The sequence below is a fragment of the Bernardetia sp. MNP-M8 genome, assembly GCF_037126285.1.
Taxonomy (GTDB): Bacteria; Bacteroidota; Bacteroidia; order Cytophagales; family Bernardetiaceae; genus Bernardetia.
The window spans coordinates 3,847,371-3,868,472 of record NZ_CP147012.1; the positions used below are offsets into that span (position 1 = coordinate 3,847,371).

Genomic DNA, 21,102 nt, shown 5'->3' on the forward strand with positions numbered 1-21,102 from the left:
TGATTATTTTTCTGCAAATTAGATAACCAACAAATCAATTTATTTATGAAAAAGTTAGTATCAATTTTTCTTATGTTAGCTGTATATTCTTTGAGTTATGCTCAAACGAAAAGCTCACTTTATATAAACGTTGAAGATTGTAGAACAAAAAAACAGAGTTATGTTTCCCCCAATTTTAGTTTGTATAAAGATAATGTATTGATTAGAAAAGTAAATCTAAAAAATCAAAATAGCCGAATTTTCACAGATTTAGAGAATGGAGAGTACAAATTAGAATACTATACACTATTTGGTTCTGACACTCTAACCATAAATATTTCTGAAAATAATAATAATCAAGTAATTAATTTGTGTGTAGATTATTTGGATTATGCAGCTCAAAATCACAAACCAATTATAGACAAACTAAAAAATGAAGAATCTTATTCTATTTTAGTAGAATCCAGTGGTTGTTTTCATAATAATGAAGAGAAAATTATTATTACCAAAAAAGGTAATGACTACTACAGTACTGGACATGGTTTAATTTAGGTTGTATTTTGAATTTTGTAGTTTTTCGATAATTGAACTATTTTTTTTATTATTTGGTCTATGGAAGTAGCGTAAAATACTACTTTTCCGTACCCCATTCTAAATACAGATTCATAAAAAGATTCATTGTCTTTTTTTACTCTCTGTTTTGTTTTTACTCCTTCTAAGATACAGAGTAAAAAAGATGCAATTACTAATGCCATTAAAACACGAATTTTTCTTGGATTTACCATTCCTACCTCCTCTAAATGAAATCCATTTGTTTTCAAATGTTTAAATAAACACTCTATTTTCCATCTTAAATAATAGATAGCACTAATCTTTTCTTTTGTTAAACGATATTTGTTGGTTAATAAAATGACAAATTTTTCACTTTCTTTTGCTGCTTGCCCATTATAAGAAATAACTATTTTTAGTTTTTTTGCAAAGTCAGTTTCAAATTCTTGACTTACTAATTTGCCTAATTTAGCTTTTTTAAGCAAACTGTGGTACTTTTTAACCTCTAATTGATAATCTCCTTTACAAAGCCGAATAATATAAGTATATCCTTGTTCTTCTAAATACCTAAACCAAACTCTACCTTTGTATTCTCTATCAGCTAAAATTGTAAATCTTTTCAAAAAAGGATATAACAGTAAAGCTGATGCTAATAAACTTTTACGATGAGCCAAAGTAGAACTGCCTTTTCGTTCTAAATTTATCCAAAAAATAGGAATAGCCATTTTTCTATAAATAACACTTAATACCAAAACGTGATACGTATATTCGCCTAACTGCCAAACACTACCATCCATAGCTAGATAGAAAATTTCTTTTTTTACCTTCTTCCTATTTAAAAAAGAACCTATACTAAAAACTAAAATCAACTTCCAAAGTGTTTTTTGGACATAAACATCCAAAAAATAGCGAGTAAGACGCTTATAATGAGAATTAATTTGAACAGTAGGAGAATTTAAAAAAATACCTACTTGGTTTTTTAACTTGTTTAAATTAACTGTTTCTTTTATCAGAATACAGCTAATAAGCAACAAAGTAGTATGAACATGATGAATAGGAATATCTGAAAATTCCTTTGTATATTTGTTCAACAGGACGGAATAGAGCTTTTTGGTTTTCACACTTCTAAATTAACTCTTTCTGTCCTTTCTTTGTCAAAAATTTAACTCATGTCCAGTACTGTAAATGACTACTACCTCAAATATAAAAAAAGAAAGAAGAAGCTAAAAGAGAAAGAACTTATTGCGATTAGGCATTTTGAAATTGAGATGACAATAATCCCTCAAATCTATTTTTGTACAACAGTCGATGCATATACACTTACATATAATGATGAAGAAACTGTATTTATAGATAGAGGATGTGAATGGAAAGGTTTTTATTATTTAAAACAAGAGCTAAATTTAGAATAATCTTAAAACCTGCCAAAAATCATCTTTTCTATTGAAGCCTGTTCTATTTCTAGGCGTTTGAGTGCCGTAAATTTGTAGTATAGAAAATCAAAAAAGAGTATTCAAAATTAATTTACTCTTATGATTTTCAATTATTCAATTCAAAATTACACTCAAAATTATATACAAGATGAAAATTACAATCGTTTCTTTATTCGCAAAATCTTCTAACCAAGTAACTAAAAAAGCAAGCAAAATTGTTGGTGTCTTTTTCTTTATGCTAACAATGCTATTTTCTAATTCTACTTTCGCCCAATCTGCAAGTGGTAAGGCAACTATTACATTAGAGGAAATCGGACTTCTTTCACTTGGTGCAATAACTGTTTTTATAGGTGTATTGCTTGTTATGGCTGCTTTCACGATTTATAGCAATAGCCGTACAATGTTCAACAAAAAATAAAAACTAGCACACACTCACTAACTTTTCTCAAAACACCTTTCAGAATAAAGGAAGGTGTTTTTTTATGCTTTGTAATACTAGCGCAAGGTTTTACCTTGTGTCTATCATTTCAGCAACCATGGGCTTACAAAAACACAATCACAAGATAGAATCTTGCGCTAGAATATAAAAAATCAAAACCTGTCAAAAGTCATATTTACTACTGAACACTCTCCTATTTCTAGGTACTTAGGTAGTCTAAATTTGTAGTATAGAAAATCAGAAAGAAAGCATTTATCAGTTTCTATTCTCAAAAAATAAAAAATATGCAGGTTTTAATTGTTCTAGTTGTATGTAGTTTAATTGTCGCTCTTGGTTTTTTGGCTGCCTTTTTTTGGTCGGTCAAAGACAATCAATATGACGATACTTATACACCAAGTATGCGAATTTTATTTGATGACAATGAAATTGCTCAAAAGGCAGATTCAAAAGAAATTCAAAAATAGAATCTTTAACAAAAATATATCAATTGTACAGGTTTTAACCCTGTCTGATAGATAAAAATAGAAATTCAATCAGGAACAAAATCTAAAATTCTATATATCAATTCACATAAATAATCTATGGAAAATCAAACCTCCAATCCAATTACACCTGAAAGCCCTCCTCAAAAAAAAGGAAAATGGGAAGGCTTACAACTAGAGCATTTTTCTTATGATAATACTATCGTAAGAAATTTCGCTTATGCAACCACTTTTTGGGGACTTGTCGGAATGCTGGTCGGTCTACTGGCAGCACTTCAAATGTCGCATCCAATGTTCAATTTCACTGAATATTTTACATTTGGGCGTGTTCGTTCTGTTCATACCAACGCTGTTATTTTTGCTTTTGTAGGAAATGGAATTTTTACAGGAGTTTATTACTCGCTTCAACGACTTTGTAAAGCTCGTATGTTTAGTGATTTTTTGAGTAAACTTCACTTTTGGGCGTGGCAACTTATTATCGTTTTTGCTGCTCTTAGTTTGTTTATGGGATATACAACCACTAAAGAATATGCAGAATTAGAATGGCCTTTAGATATTGCAATTGCAGTAGTTTGGGTTATTTTTGGTATTAATATGATGGGAACAATCATCAAGCGTAGAGAGCAACATTTGTATGTAGCGATTTGGTTTTACATTGCTACTTTCGTTACCGTTGCTGTTTTACACATTGTAAATTCAATGGCTCTTCCTGTTTCATTTACTAAAAGTTATTCATTGTATGCAGGCGTACAGGATGCGCTTGTTCAGTGGTGGTATGGTCATAATGCTGTTGCATTTTTCTTGACAACTCCGTATTTAGGCTTGATGTATTATTTTGTTCCAAAGGCTGCTAATCGTCCTGTTTATTCGTATCGTCTTTCAATTATTCACTATTGGGCATTGATTTTTATTTATATCTGGGCGGGTCCTCACCACTTGCTTTATACAGCTTTACCAGATTGGGCGCAATGGTTAGGAACTGTTTTTTCATTGATGCTGATTGCTCCATCTTGGGGTGGAATGCTCAACGGACTTCTTACTTTGCGTGGTGCTTGGGATAAAGTTCGTGAAAATCCTGTATTGAAGTTTATGGTTGTTGCCTTGACATCTTACGGTATGGCTACATTTGAAGGTCCAATGCTTTCTTTCAAAAATGTAAATGCAATTAGTCATTATACAGACTGGACAATCGCTCACGTACACGTAGGTGCATTAGGTTGGAATGGATTCTTGACTTTTGGAATGCTGTATTGGCTTATGCCTCGTCTTTTCAGTACAAAGTTATTCTCTACCAAATTGGCAAATGTTCATTTTTGGATAGGTACTTTAGGAATTTTATTCTATGTAATTCCGATTTACTGGGCAGGCTGGACACAAAGTTTAATGTGGAAAGAATTTACTCCTGCTGGCTTCTTGAAATATGAGTTTTTAGAAACAGTTACACAGATTTTGCCAATGTATTATATGCGTGCATTTGGTGGTACTTTATATATCATTGGTGCATTGATTATGGTTTATAATATCTTCAAGACTATTAAACAAGGAAGATTTGTACCAGAAGAAAAAGCATCTGCACCAGCTATCAAAGTTCAGGAAAAAGAAAAAGGTGGACACTGGCACTCTTGGATTGAAAAACGTCCATTACAACTTTTATTTTGGAGTACAATCGCTATTCTTATTGGGGGAATTATCGAATTTGTGCCTACATTCTTGATTCGCTCAAATGTTCCTACCATTGCAGCCGTCAAACCTTATACACCTTTAGAGCTTGAAGGACGTGATTTGTATATCCGTGAGAACTGTGCCGTTTGTCACTCTCAAATGATACGACCTTTTAGAGATGAAACCGAACGTTATGGAGATTATTCTAAAGCAGGAGAATTTGTTTATGACCGTCCGTTCTTATGGGGTTCGAAACGAACAGGACCCGATTTGCAGCGTGAAGGTGGAAAAATGCCTGATTCGTGGCACTTCAATCACATGTACGACCCACAATCTACGTCTCCCGGTTCGATTATGCCTCCTTATTATTGGCTGATCGAAAATCAATTAAATACTTCTTTGACAGAACGAAAAATTGAAGCGATGCAAAGTTTGGGTGTTCCTTATCCAAAAGGATTTGAGAAACAAGTACATGAAGATATGGCAAAACAAGCTAAAGGCATTCAAGAGAATTTAGCCAAAGATAATATTGAAGTCAAAGCAGACCGAGAAATTATTGCACTCATTGCCTATCTACAACGATTAGGTACAGATGTGAAAAAGGTTGACCCTCAATATTTGCCTAAAAAATAATTTAAAAACCCTCGTTGACGGCTGCATTTTGAGCCTCAACGACGGTTAATTTCATCTATTTTAAATAACTGTCAACGAGCTTAAAAGCGTCGTTGAGGATAAAAAAAATTATGTATAAAGACGTAGCTAGAGCCATCGAAGGCATTGATATTTATCCAATGATAGGAGTAATTATTTTCTTTTCTGTCTTTGTGATAATGATTGTCAATGTGTATTCAGCCAAAAAATCAAATGTAGCACATTGGGAAAAATTGCCCTTAGAAGATGCTACTGAAAATACTTATTCTAATTCATTTACTCAAAATACAATCAAAAATGAAACAGAAATTATATAATGTTTTAAATCTAAGAGAAAAGAAAAAAGCAGTTCTTCTACTGATTTTTACTCTTTTTCTCTCTCAAAGTAGTTTTGCTTTATCTATTGCAGAACCTACAAAATTATCTACTGATTTTACTCCTTTAGAATTAGGTGTTTTGATACTTGTAGCACTTACTTTTTTTGTAGTGATTTTGGTACTTATTGCCAGCCTTTCTATTTATAATCATAGTATTTCTGTTTTGAAACAAGATAGAATTGCTAGAGGAGAAGAAGAAAGTATTCCAGAAAATAGTTCTTTCCAAGAGTGGTTTTGGAAGAAGTTTAATGCTGCCAAACCTGAAAGAGCTGTTTTGATGCACCACGATTACGATGGTATCGAAGAATTAGATAATGACCTTCCACCTTGGTGGAAATATGGTTTTTATCTATGTATCATAGCAGGAATTATTTATTTGTATGTCTATGCCAACGGAATTGCTCCCGATTCGACACAAGAATATCAAGTAGCTGTAGCAGAAGGAAATGTTTTGAAAGCACAATATTTAGCCGACATGGCAAATTCTATTAATGAAGAAAATGTAACTCTAGCCGATGTAGCAGGAGTAACAAAAGGAAAAACCCTTTTTGCAAAAAAATGTAAAACCTGTCATGGCGCAAATGCAGAAGGACTTTCAGGGCCTAACTTAACAGATGAATATTGGCTTCATGGAGGCGATATAAAATCAGTTTTCAAAACTGTAAAATACGGAGTTCCTGCAAAAGGAATGATTTCTTGGAAAGACCAATTATCTCCTCAAGAAATGCAAGAAGTGGCTAGTTTTATTTTGTCTTTGAAAGGAACGAATCCTCCAAATGCAAAAGACCCACAAGGAGAAAAATATGAGCCGATAAAAGAGTAAATCAGCAAAAAAAGATCCTAAGGATTTCAAAACCCTTAGGGTCTAAATAAAGATAAAATACCAAAGCTATGAAACCAGAACAACCAACCAAAAAGAAGAGGTATAAAGTTAGCGATTACGATAAAGACGAATTTAGGGATAGTATTTCTACCATAGATTCTTCTGGTAAGCGTGCTTGGATTTACCCAAAATCTCCAAGTGGGAGGTATCATTTTTATCGAAAAATTGTAGCTGCTTTTTTATTAGTATTTTTATTTGGTGCGCCTTTTATCAAAATAAATGGAAATCCATTATTACTTTTTGATGTGCTTTCAAGGCGTTTTGTGATTTTGGGACAGCTTTTTACACCCCAAGACTTTCACTTGTTTGTTTTGGGAATGTTATTGTTTGTTGTTTTTGTAGTGATTTTTACAGTAGTTTTTGGTAGAGTTTTTTGTGGTTGGGTGTGTCCTCAAACAATTTTTATGGAAATGGTTTTTCGTAAAATTGAATATTTCATTGAAGGAGATGCAGCAGCACAAAAAAAACTCAACAAACAAGAATGGGACACCGAAAAAATTGGAAAAAAGACTGCCAAACATCTGATTTTCTTAGGAATTTCATTTTTGATAAGTCATACTTTTTTGGCGTATATCGTTGGTGTAGATAGGCTTTGGGTTTTGTTTGAAGATACACCTACTACTCACATGTCTTTATTTATTGCTTTGATTGTCTTTACATTTTTGTTCTATGGTGTTTTTGCTTTTTTGAGAGAGCAGGTTTGTACTACAATTTGTCCGTATGGTCGTTTGCAAGGTGTTTTATTAGATAATGATTCGATTGTTGTGGCGTATGATGATGTGCGTGGCGAACCAAGAGGAAAAGGAAAACGAGAAAGTGACCCAATAGAACGAGCAGCAGACCCAAGGGGAGATTGTGTAGATTGTCATTTGTGCGTAGATGTATGTCCCACAGGAATTGACATCCGAAATGGAACACAGCTAGAATGTATAAATTGTACGGCGTGCATTGATGCGTGTGATTCGATTATGACAAAATTTGATTTGCCTACTGGGCTTGTTCGTTATGCTTCAAGAAATGAAATTGAGAAAAAACAAAAATTTAAGTTTACAACTCGCATGACAGCTTATTCGGTTGTCTTGATGTTGCTAATGATTGCAATGGTCGGACTTTTGGCAGTTCGAACACAAGTAGAAACGATTGTTTTGAGAGCGCAAGGAACAACGTATCAAACCACTGAAAAAGGAGATATTCGAAATATGTTTACGCTTCTTTTAATCAATAAAACAAGTGATACACTAAATATTAATGTAAAATTAGAAGAGGAAAACGGAACTATCCAAATGATTGGAACAGACAAATATATTTTGCTTCCAGAACAAACTGTCAAAGAAGTAATCTTGATAGATTTTCCAAAAGATAAATTACCTCCAAAGCGTTCAGATATTCATTTACAAATATTTTCTAATGGAGAACAAATAGAAACTGTAAATACTAAATTCTTATCGCCTTTTGTTGCTAATTAAAACCTAAAAAACTATGAATACTTTAACATCACTTTGGTCAAAGTTTAATTGGGGAACAGGTATTTTTCTGTTCTACTCTGCTTTTGTAATTTTTATGTTGTCGCTTGTTGTTATGTCAATGCAACAGAAAATTGAACTCGTAACAGAAAATTATTATACAAAAGGAGTAGATTTTCAAAGTCAAATAAACGAGCAATCCAATGTGGCTGCACTCGTAGAAAAACCAACCATAAAACAATTAGAAAATGGAAATGTAGAAATAAAATTTCCTGCTTCTGAAAATTTGGAATCAAAAATAAATGGTGAAATTTCTTTTTTTCGTCCTTCTGATAAAGATTTGGATTTTACTGTTCCTATTCAATTAGAAAAAACAAAAAATCAAATCATTACTCAAAAAATAGAACACGGACTTTGGAAAGTAAAATTATCATGGACACAACAAGACAAAACAGGAAATGATAAAAAATTCTTTCAAGAAACGACTTTGGTAGCGTCGAATTAAAGTATAACAGACTTCCTAGTCTGTTCAAAAAAGATACAATTATGAAAAACTCATTTTACACTTTTTATATTACTCACAGAGAGGCAAATGTGCCAATTAGAGAACGTTTTTCTTTATCCGAACGAGAAACCGAAACGCTTCTACTTGCCCTACAAAGTTCAGAATCTATAAAAGAAGTTTTTGTACTTTCTACTTGTAATCGTACCGAAATTTATTGTTATGGACAAGAAGATTCTCTGTCTATCATAAAGGAAAAATTTGCTCAATTAAAATCTGTTTCTAGTGAAGAATTGATGGAAATGGGTTTCAAATCAAATAGTAATTCGAAGGAAATAATAAAGCGTTTTTTTGAAATTAGTGTGGGAGCAGATTCTCAAATTGTAGGTGATTGGCAAATTACACATCAAGTCAAACAAGCCTATCAGCTTGCTTACGAGTTAGGAACAATTGGAACATATTTTCACAAACTGATAAATCATGTTTTGCAAACAAGTAAAAAAATTACTACACAGACTGTTTTTCGAAGTGGTGCTGCATCCGTTTCTTTTGCTACGGCTGATTTAGTGAGAAAACTTTTGAAGGATAAACACAACATTCAAAGAAATGAAGCGATACAAATTTTGGTAGTTGGAGTCGGAAAAATTGGTGCTGATACGGTTCGTCATTTGCGAAAAATGGGAATTAAAAATGTCAAGATTACAAATCGAACTATTGGAAAATCAGCTATGCTTGCTACTGAAAATGCGTATGAAATAGTAGAATTTTCAACTGTTTTTCAAGAAGCTCAAAAGGCAGATATTGTTATAAGTTCAGTTTCTCAACCCAATTTTTTCAATATTTCAAATATTGATGTAAAAAAAATACGTCCTAATCAGTGTTTTATAGATTTATCTATGCCGAGAAGTATTGAAAGCAAACTCAATAATTTTATTAAAATATATACGATTGATGATTTGAAAGAACAAACAAAAGCTGTAAAAAAAGAAAGAATAGCAGCTTTACCTTTGGTTTATGAAATTTTAGAAAAAGGAGTGGAAGATTTTGAAAAATGGAATGAACAACATAAATATATTCTTCTCTTACAACCTTACAAAATGGCTTTAGAAGAAGTCAAAAATAATATTTCAAATAAATATAGTGCTGAATTAGATGATAAAAACAAACATTTAATGATGCAAATGCTAACCGATTTTGAAGAGAAAGCAATGCGTATTCCTGTGGTGAATCTAAAAACACAACTCAATAATTCATCAAATATTGACAATCAAAAACCATTTTTAGATATACTTCAACAATTATTTTCATAAAGTATCACAGACTTCCAATCTGTGTAAAAATATCTTTTCCTACAGACTAGTAAGTCTGTCATACATAAACAAATATGTTTTTTCCAGCTTTACTTCTCGGTCTTACAGGTAGTTTGCATTGTGTGGGAATGTGCGCTCCTCTCACATTTGCATTTATGCAGGGCAAAAATTTTGTTCAAAAACTTTTCTTTTATCAGTTAGGCAGAATTCTGATGTACGCCATTTTAGGAATGGGAGTTGGTTTTGTCGGACAGGCTTTGTTTTTTTCAAATTGGCAAAGTTATGCTGCTTTTCTGTTGGGTGGTACACTGATTTTGGCAGGTCTTTTTAGTTTTAATTTGGATAGAATAACCAATAAAATTTCTGTTTTGAAATGGATTTCTTTAAAAATAACGCCTTTGATAGGAAATTATCTGTTTGATGAAAAACCCTATAAATTATTTTTTGCAGGACTTTTAAATGGTCTGTTGCCTTGTGGTTTGGTTTATTTTGCACTTTTGGGAGCAGTTGCAGCAGGAACAAGCCTTGAAGGTGGAATTTTTATGACAGGTTTTGGGCTTGGAACACTTCCTTTACTTCTTACTTCTTTATTTTTTTCAAAATATTTCTCTCAAAAAATAAATACAAAAAACATTATTTTTCAAAAATTAAAAATTATTTATCCCTATGCTTTTATACTTATGGGTATTTGGTTTTTGGGAATGGGAATAATTTCTTGGCAAAATGGTGTGGCTGATTGTCATTAGCTTGATTTTGATTAGATTGTTGTTTAATTTTATAAAAAATACAATCAGTAAAGAAAAAGTATTATACTATCCACCATGAAAAAGAAAAAAGTTGAATTCCCAAAATGTGAAACTTGCCCAAAACGAGCTGCTTCGGTTTTTTGTGATTTATCAGAAGAAGAAGTTGCAAATATGTCAGCTACAAAAGGGTGTAATTTTTATAAACGAGGTCAAAATTTATTTTATGAAGGTTCTCGTGCTATTGGTGTACATTGTATTTATGAAGGAAAAGTAAAACTGACCAAATTAGGAATTGATGGAAAAGAACAGATTGTCAAAATAGCTTCAGATGGAGAGGTATTGGGATATAATTCTTTACTTAGTCAAATGCCTTATAATGTTTCAGCAGAGGCACTAGATGATGCTGTAGTATGTTTTTTACCTACTTCGACTTTTTCAGAACTCATCGACGATAATAAGAATTTTCCTCGTAAGATGATGCAACTGATGGCAAAAGATACGCAAGATATGGAGCAACGTCTTACAAATTGGATGCAAAAATCAGTTAGAGAACGTCTTGCAGAGGTTCTTTTATTGCTTCATAATCGCTACCCAGATAAAGATAAAAATCAAACCATTGATGTTCGTTTGAGCCGAGAAGAAATTGCAAATCTCGTCGGAACTGCCACAGAAAGTGCCATTCGTTATCTTTCTGAACTCAACACTGATAAAATTATAGAATTAAAAGGAAAGGAAATAATTATTTTAGATAGAGAAAAACTTGTCAAGATAGCCAATATTGATATAGTTTAACTCTTAATCAAAATTGTTTTAATCATTCAAAAAATAGCTAATATCTTCTAAGAGTCCAATGTCAGAAGGTAATTTTGTGTCAGAATATACCAATTTGCCTTTTTTATCGATTAGAAAAGCTGATGGCAAGCCATTCAAGTTATACCCTAATGTATCAGAAAAATAACAAGTGAGAGAAGTTATATTTAGTTCTTTAAACCTAGTCTCTAAATTTTTATTGTTTGAAGAAACAGTAGAACTTAATTTTGCTGTCTGAATCCAAAGGAACACAATTTGATTTGATTTATTTTCAGTTTGATTTTTTATTTGATTATTTAAGTATTCAAAACCTTTTAAATAATTTTCTATAAAATCACTTTCTAAAGAGCCAAAAAACAAATAAACAATTTTGCCTCTAAAATCAGATAATTTTACAGTTGCACCAGTTGCATCTGGTAAAGAAAAGTTGGGTGCAAGTTTTCCTATTTTCATCTTCTGACTATTTTCAATAAACTCTTTTAGAACTGAAGCTGATTTGTCGTCTTTATGAATGGAAAGATATTTCTTATAGTATTTTTTATAGAGTTTTTCGTTGCCTTGTTTGGCTAATTCTATAATCAAAATGGACTGTGCGTGTGCTTGTACGCTTCCAAGGAGTTCTTTTTCTGTAATCTCAAATAAAAGAGGGTAATACAAATCCGAATAGGCTTTTAGAGAAGTTTCTTGGTGAGATTTGATATAACGAAATTCTAAATAATTTCTCAAAAAACGTAAATAAGCAGGCTGATTTAGAGCTGATGGACTTTGAATAATTGTTTCTTCAAAAAAAGAGTAATATTCGTCAGACAGAATTTTTGGTGTTTGTTCATTCAAAAAAGCGTGTAAAACAGAATATTCAGCTAAATGATTTGCATTTTCATACGCAATTCGCTGTTCCATTGCCAAAATAAAATCGTCAGAAAGAGGTTTTTTTCCTATGGTTTCTTCTAAAAGCTTGAATTGATTTTTACGTAACTTCTCTACTTCGCTTTTAAAATTTTTTTCATTCGAATTTTTATATTTCTTTGGATACAGCGTATTTTTAGAACTATTGCCAAATTCTATTTCCCATTTTTGTAGAAAGTTATTTTCGGCTGCACCCAAGCCAGAAAATTTTGTTCCATAAGGCAAAGCACCTAATTCTACTTGCATATTTAAACTATCACCTACATGAAGATAAATTTGTCCTTGTTTGTCTTTACATTTCCATAAAAGCCAAGTTGATTTTTTGAGAGGAATTATAAAATTAAATTCTCCTTTTTCATTTGTTGTAACAAGGTGTCTTTTGGGTTGAAAAGTCAAGTATTGATATTGATATTCTATAATTATTTCATACGAAGACGCAGGAAGCATTTTTCCTTCTAAAATAGTAGAAAATTGAGCAAAACTTTCAAAAGAAAAACTAAATGAAAATAAAAAGCACAAGACTAGAATAATTTTTTTTGCAATAGGGCTTTTAAAAATATAAATTAAACGTAAAAAAATAGTCATTAATAAAGAATTATGAGAAATAGTGTACTATCAAAACTAAAATTAAATAATTATCAAAATTAAGCCAAATTCTATTGATATAATACACATGCAACAAAATTGCGCTGCTTATTTTTTAATTTTGAAAGTCTAGTTTATATTTATTGCATTTTTTAAACTTCAATTTATGTCACATTCACACGACCATAATCATACAGGACATAGGCACGAACACGCTCCCCAAAGTCTAGAAAATATCAATTCAGCTTTTTACATTGGTATTGCTCTCAATATTGTTTTTACAGCTATCGAATTTATTTATGGTTATTCTACTGATTCTTTAGCTCTTTTGTCAGATGCCACTCATAATCTAAGTGATGTAGGAAGTCTTATTTTAGCTCTTGTTGGGATGAAACTTGCCAAAAAAACAGCTACTCTAAGCTATACCTATGGTTTTAAAAAGGCTTCTTTATTAGCTTCTCTTATCAATTCTGTTTTGCTTGTGGCTGTTGCTGGAGGAATTATTTATGAAGCAATTCACCGTTTTACTAATCCTTCTCCTTTAACAGGAAATACTATTATTGTTGTCTCTGCAATTGGAGTTGTGATAAACACAGTTTCTGCATTTTTATTTTTTAAAGGACAAAAAGATGATATTAATGTAAAAGGAGCTTTTTTACATTTGCTTGTCGATGCGCTTGTTTCAGTAGGTGTAGTGATTGCAGGAACGATTATTTATTTTACAGATTGGACAATTATTGACCCTATTATTAGCTGCGTTATTGCAATTGTTGTTTTGGTTTCGACATGGAATTTGTTTAATGAAAGTGTGCGTTTGGTTTTAGATGGCGTTCCGAGCAGCATAAAAATAGAAGATATAAAGGAGTCTCTTTTAGAAATAGAAGAAATAGATAAAGTTCATCACATGCATGTTTGGGCATTGAGCAGTACCGAAAATGCAATGACTGTGCATGTTGTTTTAAAAAAATATGCCTTAGATGCTGCAAATAGCAATGCCGAAACTCCTCTTCAACGTTGGGAACGTCTTAAATTGATTATTCGTCATAAACTTCTGCATCATTCTGTTCATCATGCGACTTTAGAACTTGATGCTGATGATAGTTTGGCAGATGAGAAAGTGCATTAAGGAATGATGATCTGCCAAAGCAGCTAAAGCTAATTATTGATAAATAAATAATTGGGCAGAATTAATAACAAAACCCACGATTTTAATCGTGGGAAAAGAGGAGCAGAAAGGTGGAAAATATCCTCCAACTATCCCATAACTAAAGTTATGGGTTTCATTCTTTCTGCCATTGTCGGTGTCCCCACTGGCGATAGTAAAACACAAATAAACTTATGTTACACTGTATTTTAAATTTAAAAGCAGTAGTTTATTTAATTCTTATTCTTAATAAGGTTTGGAAAAGCAAAAAACCATTTCTATAAAAATAGAAATGGTTTTTATTATAACAGTTGTAAAGAATTATCTTTAAAGTAAAAATTACTTCTTAGCAGCTTCAGTACGTTTGTTTTTAGTTTCCTGTACTTCTGTACGGATTTCTTGTGCTATTTTTTTGAGGTCTTGCATTCCTTTACGGATACGAGTTCCTGCTGCTTGATTTTCTTTATCGTAAAATTTAGAAAAATCTTCTTTAAGTTGTGTGATTAAGTCTTCGACTTCTTGATAACGACCCATAGTGAAAAGTAAATTGAAGGTTATAAATTAAATTTAAAAAAATGCTTTTAAAAGCAAAAAAGGTATAAGACAAAATGCCTGTATAGCTCTATTATGCCCTATTTGAATGACAATATACTAACAAAACTATCAAAAACAGCGTTTTGAGCCGTTTTTTTTAGACTTTCTTATATATTTTTTTCAATAGTGAAATTATATTTTTTCTTCTATTGATAGAAAAACTTCTTAACAATCTGAAAAACAATTAGTTAGTGTTATTTGTCAAGTAAGTATTTAATTTTTAAAAAACACCAACAAATAGAATATAACATAGCTATACGGATTTAATTAGATAGCAGCACTAATTTCATTGTTTGCATAAACTCCATTTTTGAGCTTATCCGAAACTGCTTTAAATGCTTCAATGGTTTGTTTTACATCTTCTAATGTATGCGCTGCTGTTGGAATAAGACGCAACATAATTACATCTTTAGGAACAACTGGATAAATTACAACCGAACAGAAAATAAAGTAATTTTCACGAAGGTCAATGATAAGATTTCCTGCTTCATTATTGCCACCACTCAAAAATACAGGTGTAACAGGTGAATCTGTCTCGCCAATATTAAAGCCATTTTCACGCAAACCATCTTGAAGCGCACGCACTACTTTCCAAAGATTAGCTTTTAGTTCTGGCATAGTACGAAGCATTTCCAAACGTTTCATGTTGCCAACAACAAGAGGCATTGGTAATGTCTTTGCATAAATCTGTGAACGCATGTTGTAACGTAAATAATTAATTACGTCTTCAGGACCTGAAACGAAAGCTCCAATACTTGCCATAGATTTGGCAAATGTAGAGAAATAAATATCAATTTCGTCTTGAACGCCTTGTGCTTCTCCCGTTCCGATTCCTGTTTCTCCCATTGTACCGAAGCCATGAGCATCGTCAACAAGCATACGAAAATTATATTTTTTTCTAAGCTCAACAATTTCTTTTAGTTTACCTTGGTCGCCAAGCATTCCAAATACTCCTTCTGTAATTACTAAAATAGCTCCTCCTGTATTCTCTACATATTTAGTAGCTCTTTCTAATTGTTTTTCACAGTTTTCGATATTATTGTGAGGAAAAACATAACGTTTTGCAAGGCTCATTCTGAGTCCATCAAGAATACAAGCATGTGATTCAGAATCATAAACTACAACATCTTTACGATCAAGAAGTGCATCTACAACAGACATAATCCCTTGATAGCCATAATTCAATATAAAAGTATCTTCTTTTTGTACAAAATCCGAAAGCTGAGATTCAAATTCTTCTATTGTATTTGAGTTTCCAGACATCATACGTGAACCCATCGGATAGGCAAGTCCCCAATCTTTAGTAGCTTCTGTATCTGCCTTACGAACCTCTGGGTGGTTAGCAAGTCCTAAGTAATTATTCAAACTCCATGTCAATACTTCTTTTCCTCTAAATCTCATGCGAGGCTTCAATTCGCCTTCCAATTTTGGAAACGCAAAATAGCCATGTGCAATAGAAGAAAATTGACCTAAAGGGCCACGATTTGTTTTTAATTTTTCGAATAAATCCACGTTATATCTTTTAGTTAATGGTTGATGTAGCGGCTTTTTAATCAATATTTAATTACTGATTTATAAATCAATATATTCTTTCAAATTGATTTTTTTATAATTTTATTAATCATAAAACTATTTTTTACTTATATATGAAGATACGAATAAAAGCAGGAAGTAAAAAAGCAAGATTACCTATTTTTTATTAAAAGCCGAAAAAATAATACGCAAATATAGTGCGAAAAGGGCAATTTTGGAAATACAGAGCTATTCTAAGCCATTTTTGTTCGAAATTTCTCTTAAATTAACTCAGAATTTAAAAAAATAGAAATACCGTTATTAGTGTTTTATCGATAGCAACTTGTTGTTGGTCTTAGACTTGTATTTTCAAGTAAATACAAAACTACTTACACTCGCAGATTTGAAGACTAAGCAGAATAAGGACTGGGGAGAGCCATTTTATAGATAGCTGAGCTATAGTTGGAGTGATGCTTCTAATCTGTTGACATTTTTACAAAAAAAGTAAGTTCTACCAAGGAAGAACTTACTTAACAGTTAAATAATTACTACTACTTTTTTGTGCTTTTTGAAGGCTTCAACGAAGGAGTATTACCAGGAGTATTTTTATTATCTCTTTGACGTCTATCAGGCTTTCCTGTCGATATAGCAACTCTTTTTGGTCCAGGTTTAAGTCCCATAATTAAATAGTTTGGTTATCATTAAAGAATAAATTTATGTAAGTGTAAACGTAATTAAACACTCATTATCATAAAAGTTTTTTTCGATAAAAAGTTCCATCAATAAAACTTTTCTCATCAAATCTATTAAAAAATGGCTCTAGCTCAGCTCTAGCCATAATTTCATACATAAACTTCCTAACCATCACTCGTAAAAAAAATAGCTCTCGCTTGCTTCCTAGCAAGTGATTTATATGTGGCTTGTAGCCGTGTATTTGTATTTCTAAACTAGCATAAATCTAATATTTTAAAGTCAAAATCAAAAGAACTTTACAAATTAAAATGGCAAATACAAAAACCACGGCTACAAGCCGAATACATATGAAGCACTCGTTAAAAACGAGCGATAGCCACAAAGATACTTTTTGTTAAAACAAGTATTCATAAATTTGAAAATTTTATTTTTTACTAGTAAAGATAGTTAATTTATTTTCCCAAGTTAAAATCATATAAATCCAAACAGGAATACAACAAGCAAAAACGATGTATGTTCCTGTACTTCCAAATTCGATAAGTATATCAATCCAAGCGTGCAGAGTTACGACCACAAAAAGGGATTTTGTTTTTTCGATAGCTTTTCCCAAAATAACACTAATAATAAAACTGCCTAAGCCAAAAGCTAAAATTTTAACGATAATCATATACCATTCTCCAGAAGAAGTACGAACGAAAATATGCCAAAACTCCCATAAAACAGCAATGATTAAATATTTTGGTAGTGGTTTTACATTCTTCAAACTGTCTTGTAAAAAACCTCTCCAGCCAATTTCTTCTCCCAAAATAGAAATAAAACCTACAATAGATAACACTAAAGGCGCAACATGAACAGGAAAAGGAAGTCCTTCTATTCCCACAGTGCAAAGTCCAAACACAGGCAGGAAATAAAAAATAAGGGATTTTATCCAAGAAGTTCCTCCTAGAGAAACCGTTTTTTCAATGCTTTTTCTAAACAAAAAATAACATACTAAAGCCGAAATTCCGACTCCCCACATGATGAACCATTGTTTGGCAAAACCTATCATTTTCCAGTCTATCCAACTGTCTGTATTAAAGTGTCGCCACCAAAAAAAAGGAAACGAAATGGCACACGCCAAAACATAATAAACTGCAATCGCTTTCCAATTTATTTTTGAAGAATCAGGAGAAATAAGTATATTTTTCATAGATTGAAATTAAGTTTTACAGTACTGGACATGAGTTAAATTTTTCATAGAACTCAGCAGTAGCTCGCACAATCCTTGTTCGGCTGAGTCTTCCAAAAAACAGTGAAAAATAGCTCTCGAAAACTATGGTAAAACCAAGCCTATCCTTTAGAAAAATTGTTAAAATTTATTCCGTTTCTATCATATAGCGTTTTGTTTTTTACACAGGCAAAAATGCGTTGTATAATTTTATTTCGTAAGGCATTAATAACACTCATTTTATTCTTGCCTTCTGCTACTTTTCTTAGGTAATACTCTCTCATCTCCCCCTCTACTTTCATAGCAGATAAAGCGCACATGTGCAAGGCTGTTTTGAGGGTTTTATTAGCCATTTTTGATACTCTTGCCCTGCCTTTAAATTTCCCAGAAGAGTTTTCAAAAGGCACAACACCACAATAAGAAGCGAGTTGTTTGGCAGTATCAAATTTGGTAAAACCATCAGTAGCTACCAGTAACTGAATCGCTGTTACTTTTCCAACACCTACTACAGAAGTGGTGAGCCGATAGAGTTCTTTCAATTCAGCATCCTCTTGAATAATTTGATGCATCTGCTTTTCTATTTCTTCTATGCGAAGGCTAAAGTGTTCCAACGTTGTTTTAGAGCTTTCCTCTAGAAGCTGCTGAATAGACGCTTTGCTAAATTGGCTCTGCTCACCAACGTAAGTTTCTAGCTCCTGTCTGTGAGTAACTAGCTTTTTTCGTAGTGTCTGCAAGGTTTTTAGGGTTTCTAGTTCTTGAGTAGGAGGAATATATAAGTTCGCTTTGTCTTGAAAACGAAAGGCATAAGCTCCGATATTTTCAGCATCAGCTTTGTCATTTTTAAGCTTTTTGACACCCATAGAACGTTTAATTTGAATGGCATTTTCTACCCAAATGGCACAATTAAATTCCATCAAAGCAATGACAAGCCAGTTGATATACATTCCTGTATGTTCCATACAAAACAAACTTTTCTCTAGCTCATAAAGGTCTTGAAAAGAAAAAAGATAGGTCTGTATTGCGTTCAAATTGTTCTCAATGCGTTTATGATTTACTACTTCTCCTTCTTGAAGAATAGCAATATCTAAATGTTCTTTGCTCACATCAATGCCTATAAAATTTTGGTAAGTTTGCATAAATAAGTTAATTTAGAGTTACCTAATTTAAAAAGTGATTCATCGTATTCAATCAGACTTAAAACCTTATCTAATGAGTTTATTTTTAGGTCAATAAAAATACTCCGAAAACTATTTGAGTTTGAGATTGAATAAAGGTAGGAAGAGGCTGTTTCGAGAGATAGATTTTTATAGTCTGGCTCGGCTATAGGTTCTCTTCCTACTAGATGAATTCTTAAATACAAGATAAGAAATTACATCTATTTTATCTACTACAAACCTAAAGGCTTGCTTCTTAGCAAGTGAGCAATATGTATTCGGCTTGTAGCCGTGGTTTTTGTATTTGGTATTTTAAGTTGTACATTTTTTTGATTTTCGTTAAAAAATCAAAGCCATTTAATTTACCAGCATCTAACTTTACGCAAACCCCAACTGCTTCCTTACTTTCTGTAAAACTTCAAAAGCTACTTTTCGTGCTTTTTCTTCACCTATTTTGAGTTTATTATCTAGTTCTTTTTCATCTGCCATTAGTTTATCAAAAGTAATTCTTTCGTTCTTATATTTATCTAAGATAAGTTCTAAAAGAGCCTTTTTTGCATGTCCATAGCCATAATTTCCACCTGCATAATTTTGTTTCATTGTCTTCAAATCACTTTCAGAAGCTAATAATTTATACAAAGAAAAGACATTACAAGTTTCGGTATCCTTTGGTTCTTCTAAAGGTGTACTGTCTGTTACGATAGACATAACTTGCTTTTTGAGCTGCTTTTCAGGTAAGAAAATATCGACAATATTTCCATACGATTTACTCATTTTTCGCCCATCAGTCCCCGGAATTGTCATTATTTGTTCATCTACTTTCACTTCTGGCATCACAAAAATTTCTCCGTACTTATTATTAAAAGCTGAAGCAATATCTCTAGTAATTTCTAAATGTTGAATTTGGTCTTTTCCAACAGGAACAAACTCAGCATCATACATCAAAATATCAGCAGCCATCAAAACAGGATACGTAAAAAGACCTGCATTTACATCTGAAAGAGAATCTGATTTATCTTTGAACGAATGTGCATTGGCAAGCATTGGAAAAGGGGTAAAACACGATAAATGCCACGCAAGTTCGGTTACTTCTGGGATTCTTGACTGACGATAGAACGTATTTTTTTCTATATCAAAACCAAAAGCCAGCCACGCAGCAGCAACAGCATTTGTATTTTGAATTCTCGTTTCGGCATCTTTTACCGTTGTGAGAGAGTGCAAGTCAGCAATAAAAAAATAAGAATCATTACCTGCTTTTTTTGAAAGCTCAATAGCTGGTAAGATTGCGCCCAAAAGATTTCCTAAATGTGGACGACCAGAAGACTGAATACCTGTGAGAATACGGGACATATTGAATTGTGAATGATGAATTGTGAAGGATGAATGGAATAAAATAAAACCAAACACTATTTTTCGTTTTTCTGTCGTTGTTGGCGTTGCCACCAACAACAATAGTTTACCTTACTTCAAAATTGAAAAAAAAGTTTCAAAAAGCCTAATTATTTACTTTTAAGAAAAATAAAAAGGATTTTTGCCTATCCAAAAAATACACCATACAAATATCTACCAGGTGAAAAAGTAAAAGCTCCTGCAATAATGAGCGCACCAAAATATAGTAAAATCATTTTTCGTTTGTGGGATTTTACATCTCCTTTTTTAATGGCAAAATAAGCCGTTGGAACAGTATAAAGAACGACAAAACTAAAAATATGAATCCACCCAAAATGATTGAAAACTGTAAATCCAATCGTTGCAGGCATAAAAAGAGTAATAATTGCTGTAAAAAGCATCAAAATCATATATATTCTTCCAAAAATTTTATGAATTTGTGTCCCTTTTTTGATGAGTAAAAGAACTGTTCCGATAAAAAAACTAGGCACTACGGTAGCCAAATGAAGATACATGAGTTGTAAATAATCCATAAGTAAGTAAGTTAGATTTGAGAAAAAAAATCAAAAGTATAAAATTTTATAATTACTATGTTACTTTTTCTAATCACTAAATTTTCCGTTATTTGAGCT

Annotated in this window: 22 protein-coding genes; 13 read left to right on the forward strand and 9 right to left on the reverse strand. The window is 32.1% G+C overall.

Annotated features, from left to right (window positions below; genetic code table 11):
* The first annotated feature begins 45 nt into the window (after nt 1–45).
* Complete coding sequence (locus tag V9L04_RS15640; RefSeq protein WP_338790793.1) at nt 46–531, forward strand: hypothetical protein; 486 nt, start codon at nt 46–48, stop codon at nt 529–531.
* On the opposite strand, the gene V9L04_RS15645 is transcribed toward V9L04_RS15640, so the two are convergent.
* Nucleotides 528–1,619, reverse strand: coding sequence for a transposase (locus V9L04_RS15645; protein WP_338790163.1), 1,092 nt, complete (start codon nt 1,617–1,619; stop codon nt 528–530). The two genes, V9L04_RS15640 and V9L04_RS15645, sit on opposite strands and share 4 nt — an antisense overlap.
* Nucleotides 1,620–1,697: 78 nt before the next feature.
* On the opposite strand from V9L04_RS15645, the gene V9L04_RS15650 reads away from it, so the two are divergent.
* The 11 genes from V9L04_RS15650 (at nt 1,698) to V9L04_RS15700 (ending at nt 11,268) form a co-directional block, all read left to right on the forward strand.
* Nucleotides 1,698–1,940, forward strand: coding sequence for a hypothetical protein (locus V9L04_RS15650; protein WP_338790794.1), 243 nt, complete (start codon nt 1,698–1,700; stop codon nt 1,938–1,940).
* Between the two features lie 169 nt (nt 1,941–2,109).
* Entirely contained in the window at nt 2,110–2,379 is a 270-nt protein-coding gene (locus V9L04_RS15655; RefSeq protein ID WP_338790795.1) for a hypothetical protein, read from the forward strand.
* A gap of 305 nt (nt 2,380–2,684) precedes the next feature.
* Nucleotides 2,685–2,864, forward strand: a complete 180-nt coding sequence (ccoS, locus tag V9L04_RS15660) for a cbb3-type cytochrome oxidase assembly protein CcoS (protein WP_338790796.1) — start codon at nt 2,685–2,687, stop codon at nt 2,862–2,864.
* Nucleotides 2,865–2,981: 117 nt separating this feature from the next.
* Nucleotides 2,982–5,177, forward strand: coding sequence for a cytochrome-c oxidase, cbb3-type subunit I (ccoN, locus tag V9L04_RS15665; RefSeq protein WP_338790797.1), 2,196 nt, complete (start codon nt 2,982–2,984; stop codon nt 5,175–5,177).
* A gap of 110 nt (nt 5,178–5,287) precedes the next feature.
* Nucleotides 5,288–5,512: a cbb3-type cytochrome c oxidase subunit 3 gene (locus tag V9L04_RS15670; protein ID WP_338790798.1), complete on the forward strand. Its 225-nt coding sequence runs from the start codon at nt 5,288–5,290 to the stop codon at nt 5,510–5,512.
* Nucleotides 5,493–6,395, forward strand: coding sequence for a cbb3-type cytochrome c oxidase N-terminal domain-containing protein (locus V9L04_RS15675; RefSeq protein ID WP_338790799.1), 903 nt, complete (start codon nt 5,493–5,495; stop codon nt 6,393–6,395). The genes V9L04_RS15670 and V9L04_RS15675 overlap by 20 nt, the downstream gene beginning before the upstream one ends.
* A 68-nt stretch (nt 6,396–6,463) precedes the next feature.
* Nucleotides 6,464–7,921 (forward strand): cytochrome c oxidase accessory protein CcoG, encoded by a 1,458-nt coding sequence (gene ccoG, locus V9L04_RS15680; RefSeq protein ID WP_338790800.1) that lies wholly within the window; start codon nt 6,464–6,466, stop codon nt 7,919–7,921.
* A 13-nt stretch (nt 7,922–7,934) separates the two neighbouring features.
* Nucleotides 7,935–8,423 (forward strand): FixH family protein, encoded by a 489-nt coding sequence (locus V9L04_RS15685; RefSeq protein WP_338790801.1) that lies wholly within the window; start codon nt 7,935–7,937, stop codon nt 8,421–8,423.
* A 41-nt stretch (nt 8,424–8,464) separates the two neighbouring features.
* Complete coding sequence (gene hemA / locus V9L04_RS15690) at nt 8,465–9,730, forward strand: glutamyl-tRNA reductase (protein ID WP_338790802.1); 1,266 nt, start codon at nt 8,465–8,467, stop codon at nt 9,728–9,730.
* A 74-nt stretch (nt 9,731–9,804) separates the two neighbouring features.
* Complete coding sequence (locus V9L04_RS15695; protein WP_338790803.1) at nt 9,805–10,476, forward strand: sulfite exporter TauE/SafE family protein; 672 nt, start codon at nt 9,805–9,807, stop codon at nt 10,474–10,476.
* A 75-nt stretch (nt 10,477–10,551) separates the two neighbouring features.
* Nucleotides 10,552–11,268, forward strand: coding sequence for a Crp/Fnr family transcriptional regulator (locus V9L04_RS15700; protein ID WP_338790804.1), 717 nt, complete (start codon nt 10,552–10,554; stop codon nt 11,266–11,268).
* 18 nt (nt 11,269–11,286) lie between these two features.
* On the opposite strand, the gene V9L04_RS15705 is transcribed toward V9L04_RS15700, so the two are convergent.
* Nucleotides 11,287–12,777 carry a redoxin domain-containing protein gene (locus V9L04_RS15705; RefSeq protein WP_338790805.1) on the reverse strand — a complete coding sequence of 497 codons (1,491 nt, stop codon included), beginning with the start codon at nt 12,775–12,777 and terminating at the stop codon, nt 11,287–11,289.
* 166 nt (nt 12,778–12,943) lie between these two features.
* Between V9L04_RS15705 and V9L04_RS15710 the strand changes: the two genes are divergently transcribed.
* Entirely contained in the window at nt 12,944–13,903 is a 960-nt protein-coding gene (locus V9L04_RS15710) for a cation diffusion facilitator family transporter (protein ID WP_338790806.1), read from the forward strand.
* A gap of 357 nt (nt 13,904–14,260) precedes the next feature.
* Here V9L04_RS15710 and V9L04_RS15715 read toward each other — a convergent pair whose 3' ends face one another.
* The 7 genes from V9L04_RS15715 to V9L04_RS15745 all read right to left on the reverse strand — a co-directional run bounded on the left by V9L04_RS15715 (nt 14,261) and on the right by V9L04_RS15745 (nt 21,003).
* Nucleotides 14,261–14,455 (reverse strand): histone H1, encoded by a 195-nt coding sequence (locus tag V9L04_RS15715; RefSeq protein ID WP_338790807.1) that lies wholly within the window; start codon nt 14,453–14,455, stop codon nt 14,261–14,263.
* 327 nt (nt 14,456–14,782) lie between these two features.
* Entirely contained in the window at nt 14,783–16,027 is a 1,245-nt protein-coding gene (locus V9L04_RS15720) for a pyridoxal phosphate-dependent aminotransferase family protein (protein ID WP_338790808.1), read from the reverse strand.
* Between the two features lie 551 nt (nt 16,028–16,578).
* Entirely contained in the window at nt 16,579–16,707 is a 129-nt protein-coding gene (locus V9L04_RS15725; protein ID WP_338790809.1) for a hypothetical protein, read from the reverse strand.
* Nucleotides 16,708–17,144: 437 nt separating this feature from the next.
* Nucleotides 17,145–17,909 carry a CPBP family intramembrane glutamic endopeptidase gene (locus V9L04_RS15730; protein WP_338790810.1) on the reverse strand — a complete coding sequence of 255 codons (765 nt, stop codon included), beginning with the start codon at nt 17,907–17,909 and terminating at the stop codon, nt 17,145–17,147.
* A gap of 140 nt (nt 17,910–18,049) precedes the next feature.
* A complete protein-coding gene (locus V9L04_RS15735) occupies nt 18,050–19,063 on the reverse strand; it encodes an IS110 family transposase (protein WP_338790811.1) in 1,014 nt (337 codons plus the stop codon).
* Between the two features lie 396 nt (nt 19,064–19,459).
* Nucleotides 19,460–20,431, reverse strand: a complete 972-nt coding sequence (trpS, locus tag V9L04_RS15740) for a tryptophan--tRNA ligase (protein ID WP_338790812.1) — start codon at nt 20,429–20,431, stop codon at nt 19,460–19,462.
* Nucleotides 20,432–20,616: 185 nt separating this feature from the next.
* The gene (locus V9L04_RS15745) at nt 20,617–21,003 is read right to left on the reverse strand and encodes a DUF2306 domain-containing protein (protein WP_338790813.1); all 387 of its coding nucleotides are present in this window, start codon (nt 21,001–21,003) and stop codon (nt 20,617–20,619) included.
* Between the last annotated feature and the right edge of the window lie 99 nt (nt 21,004–21,102).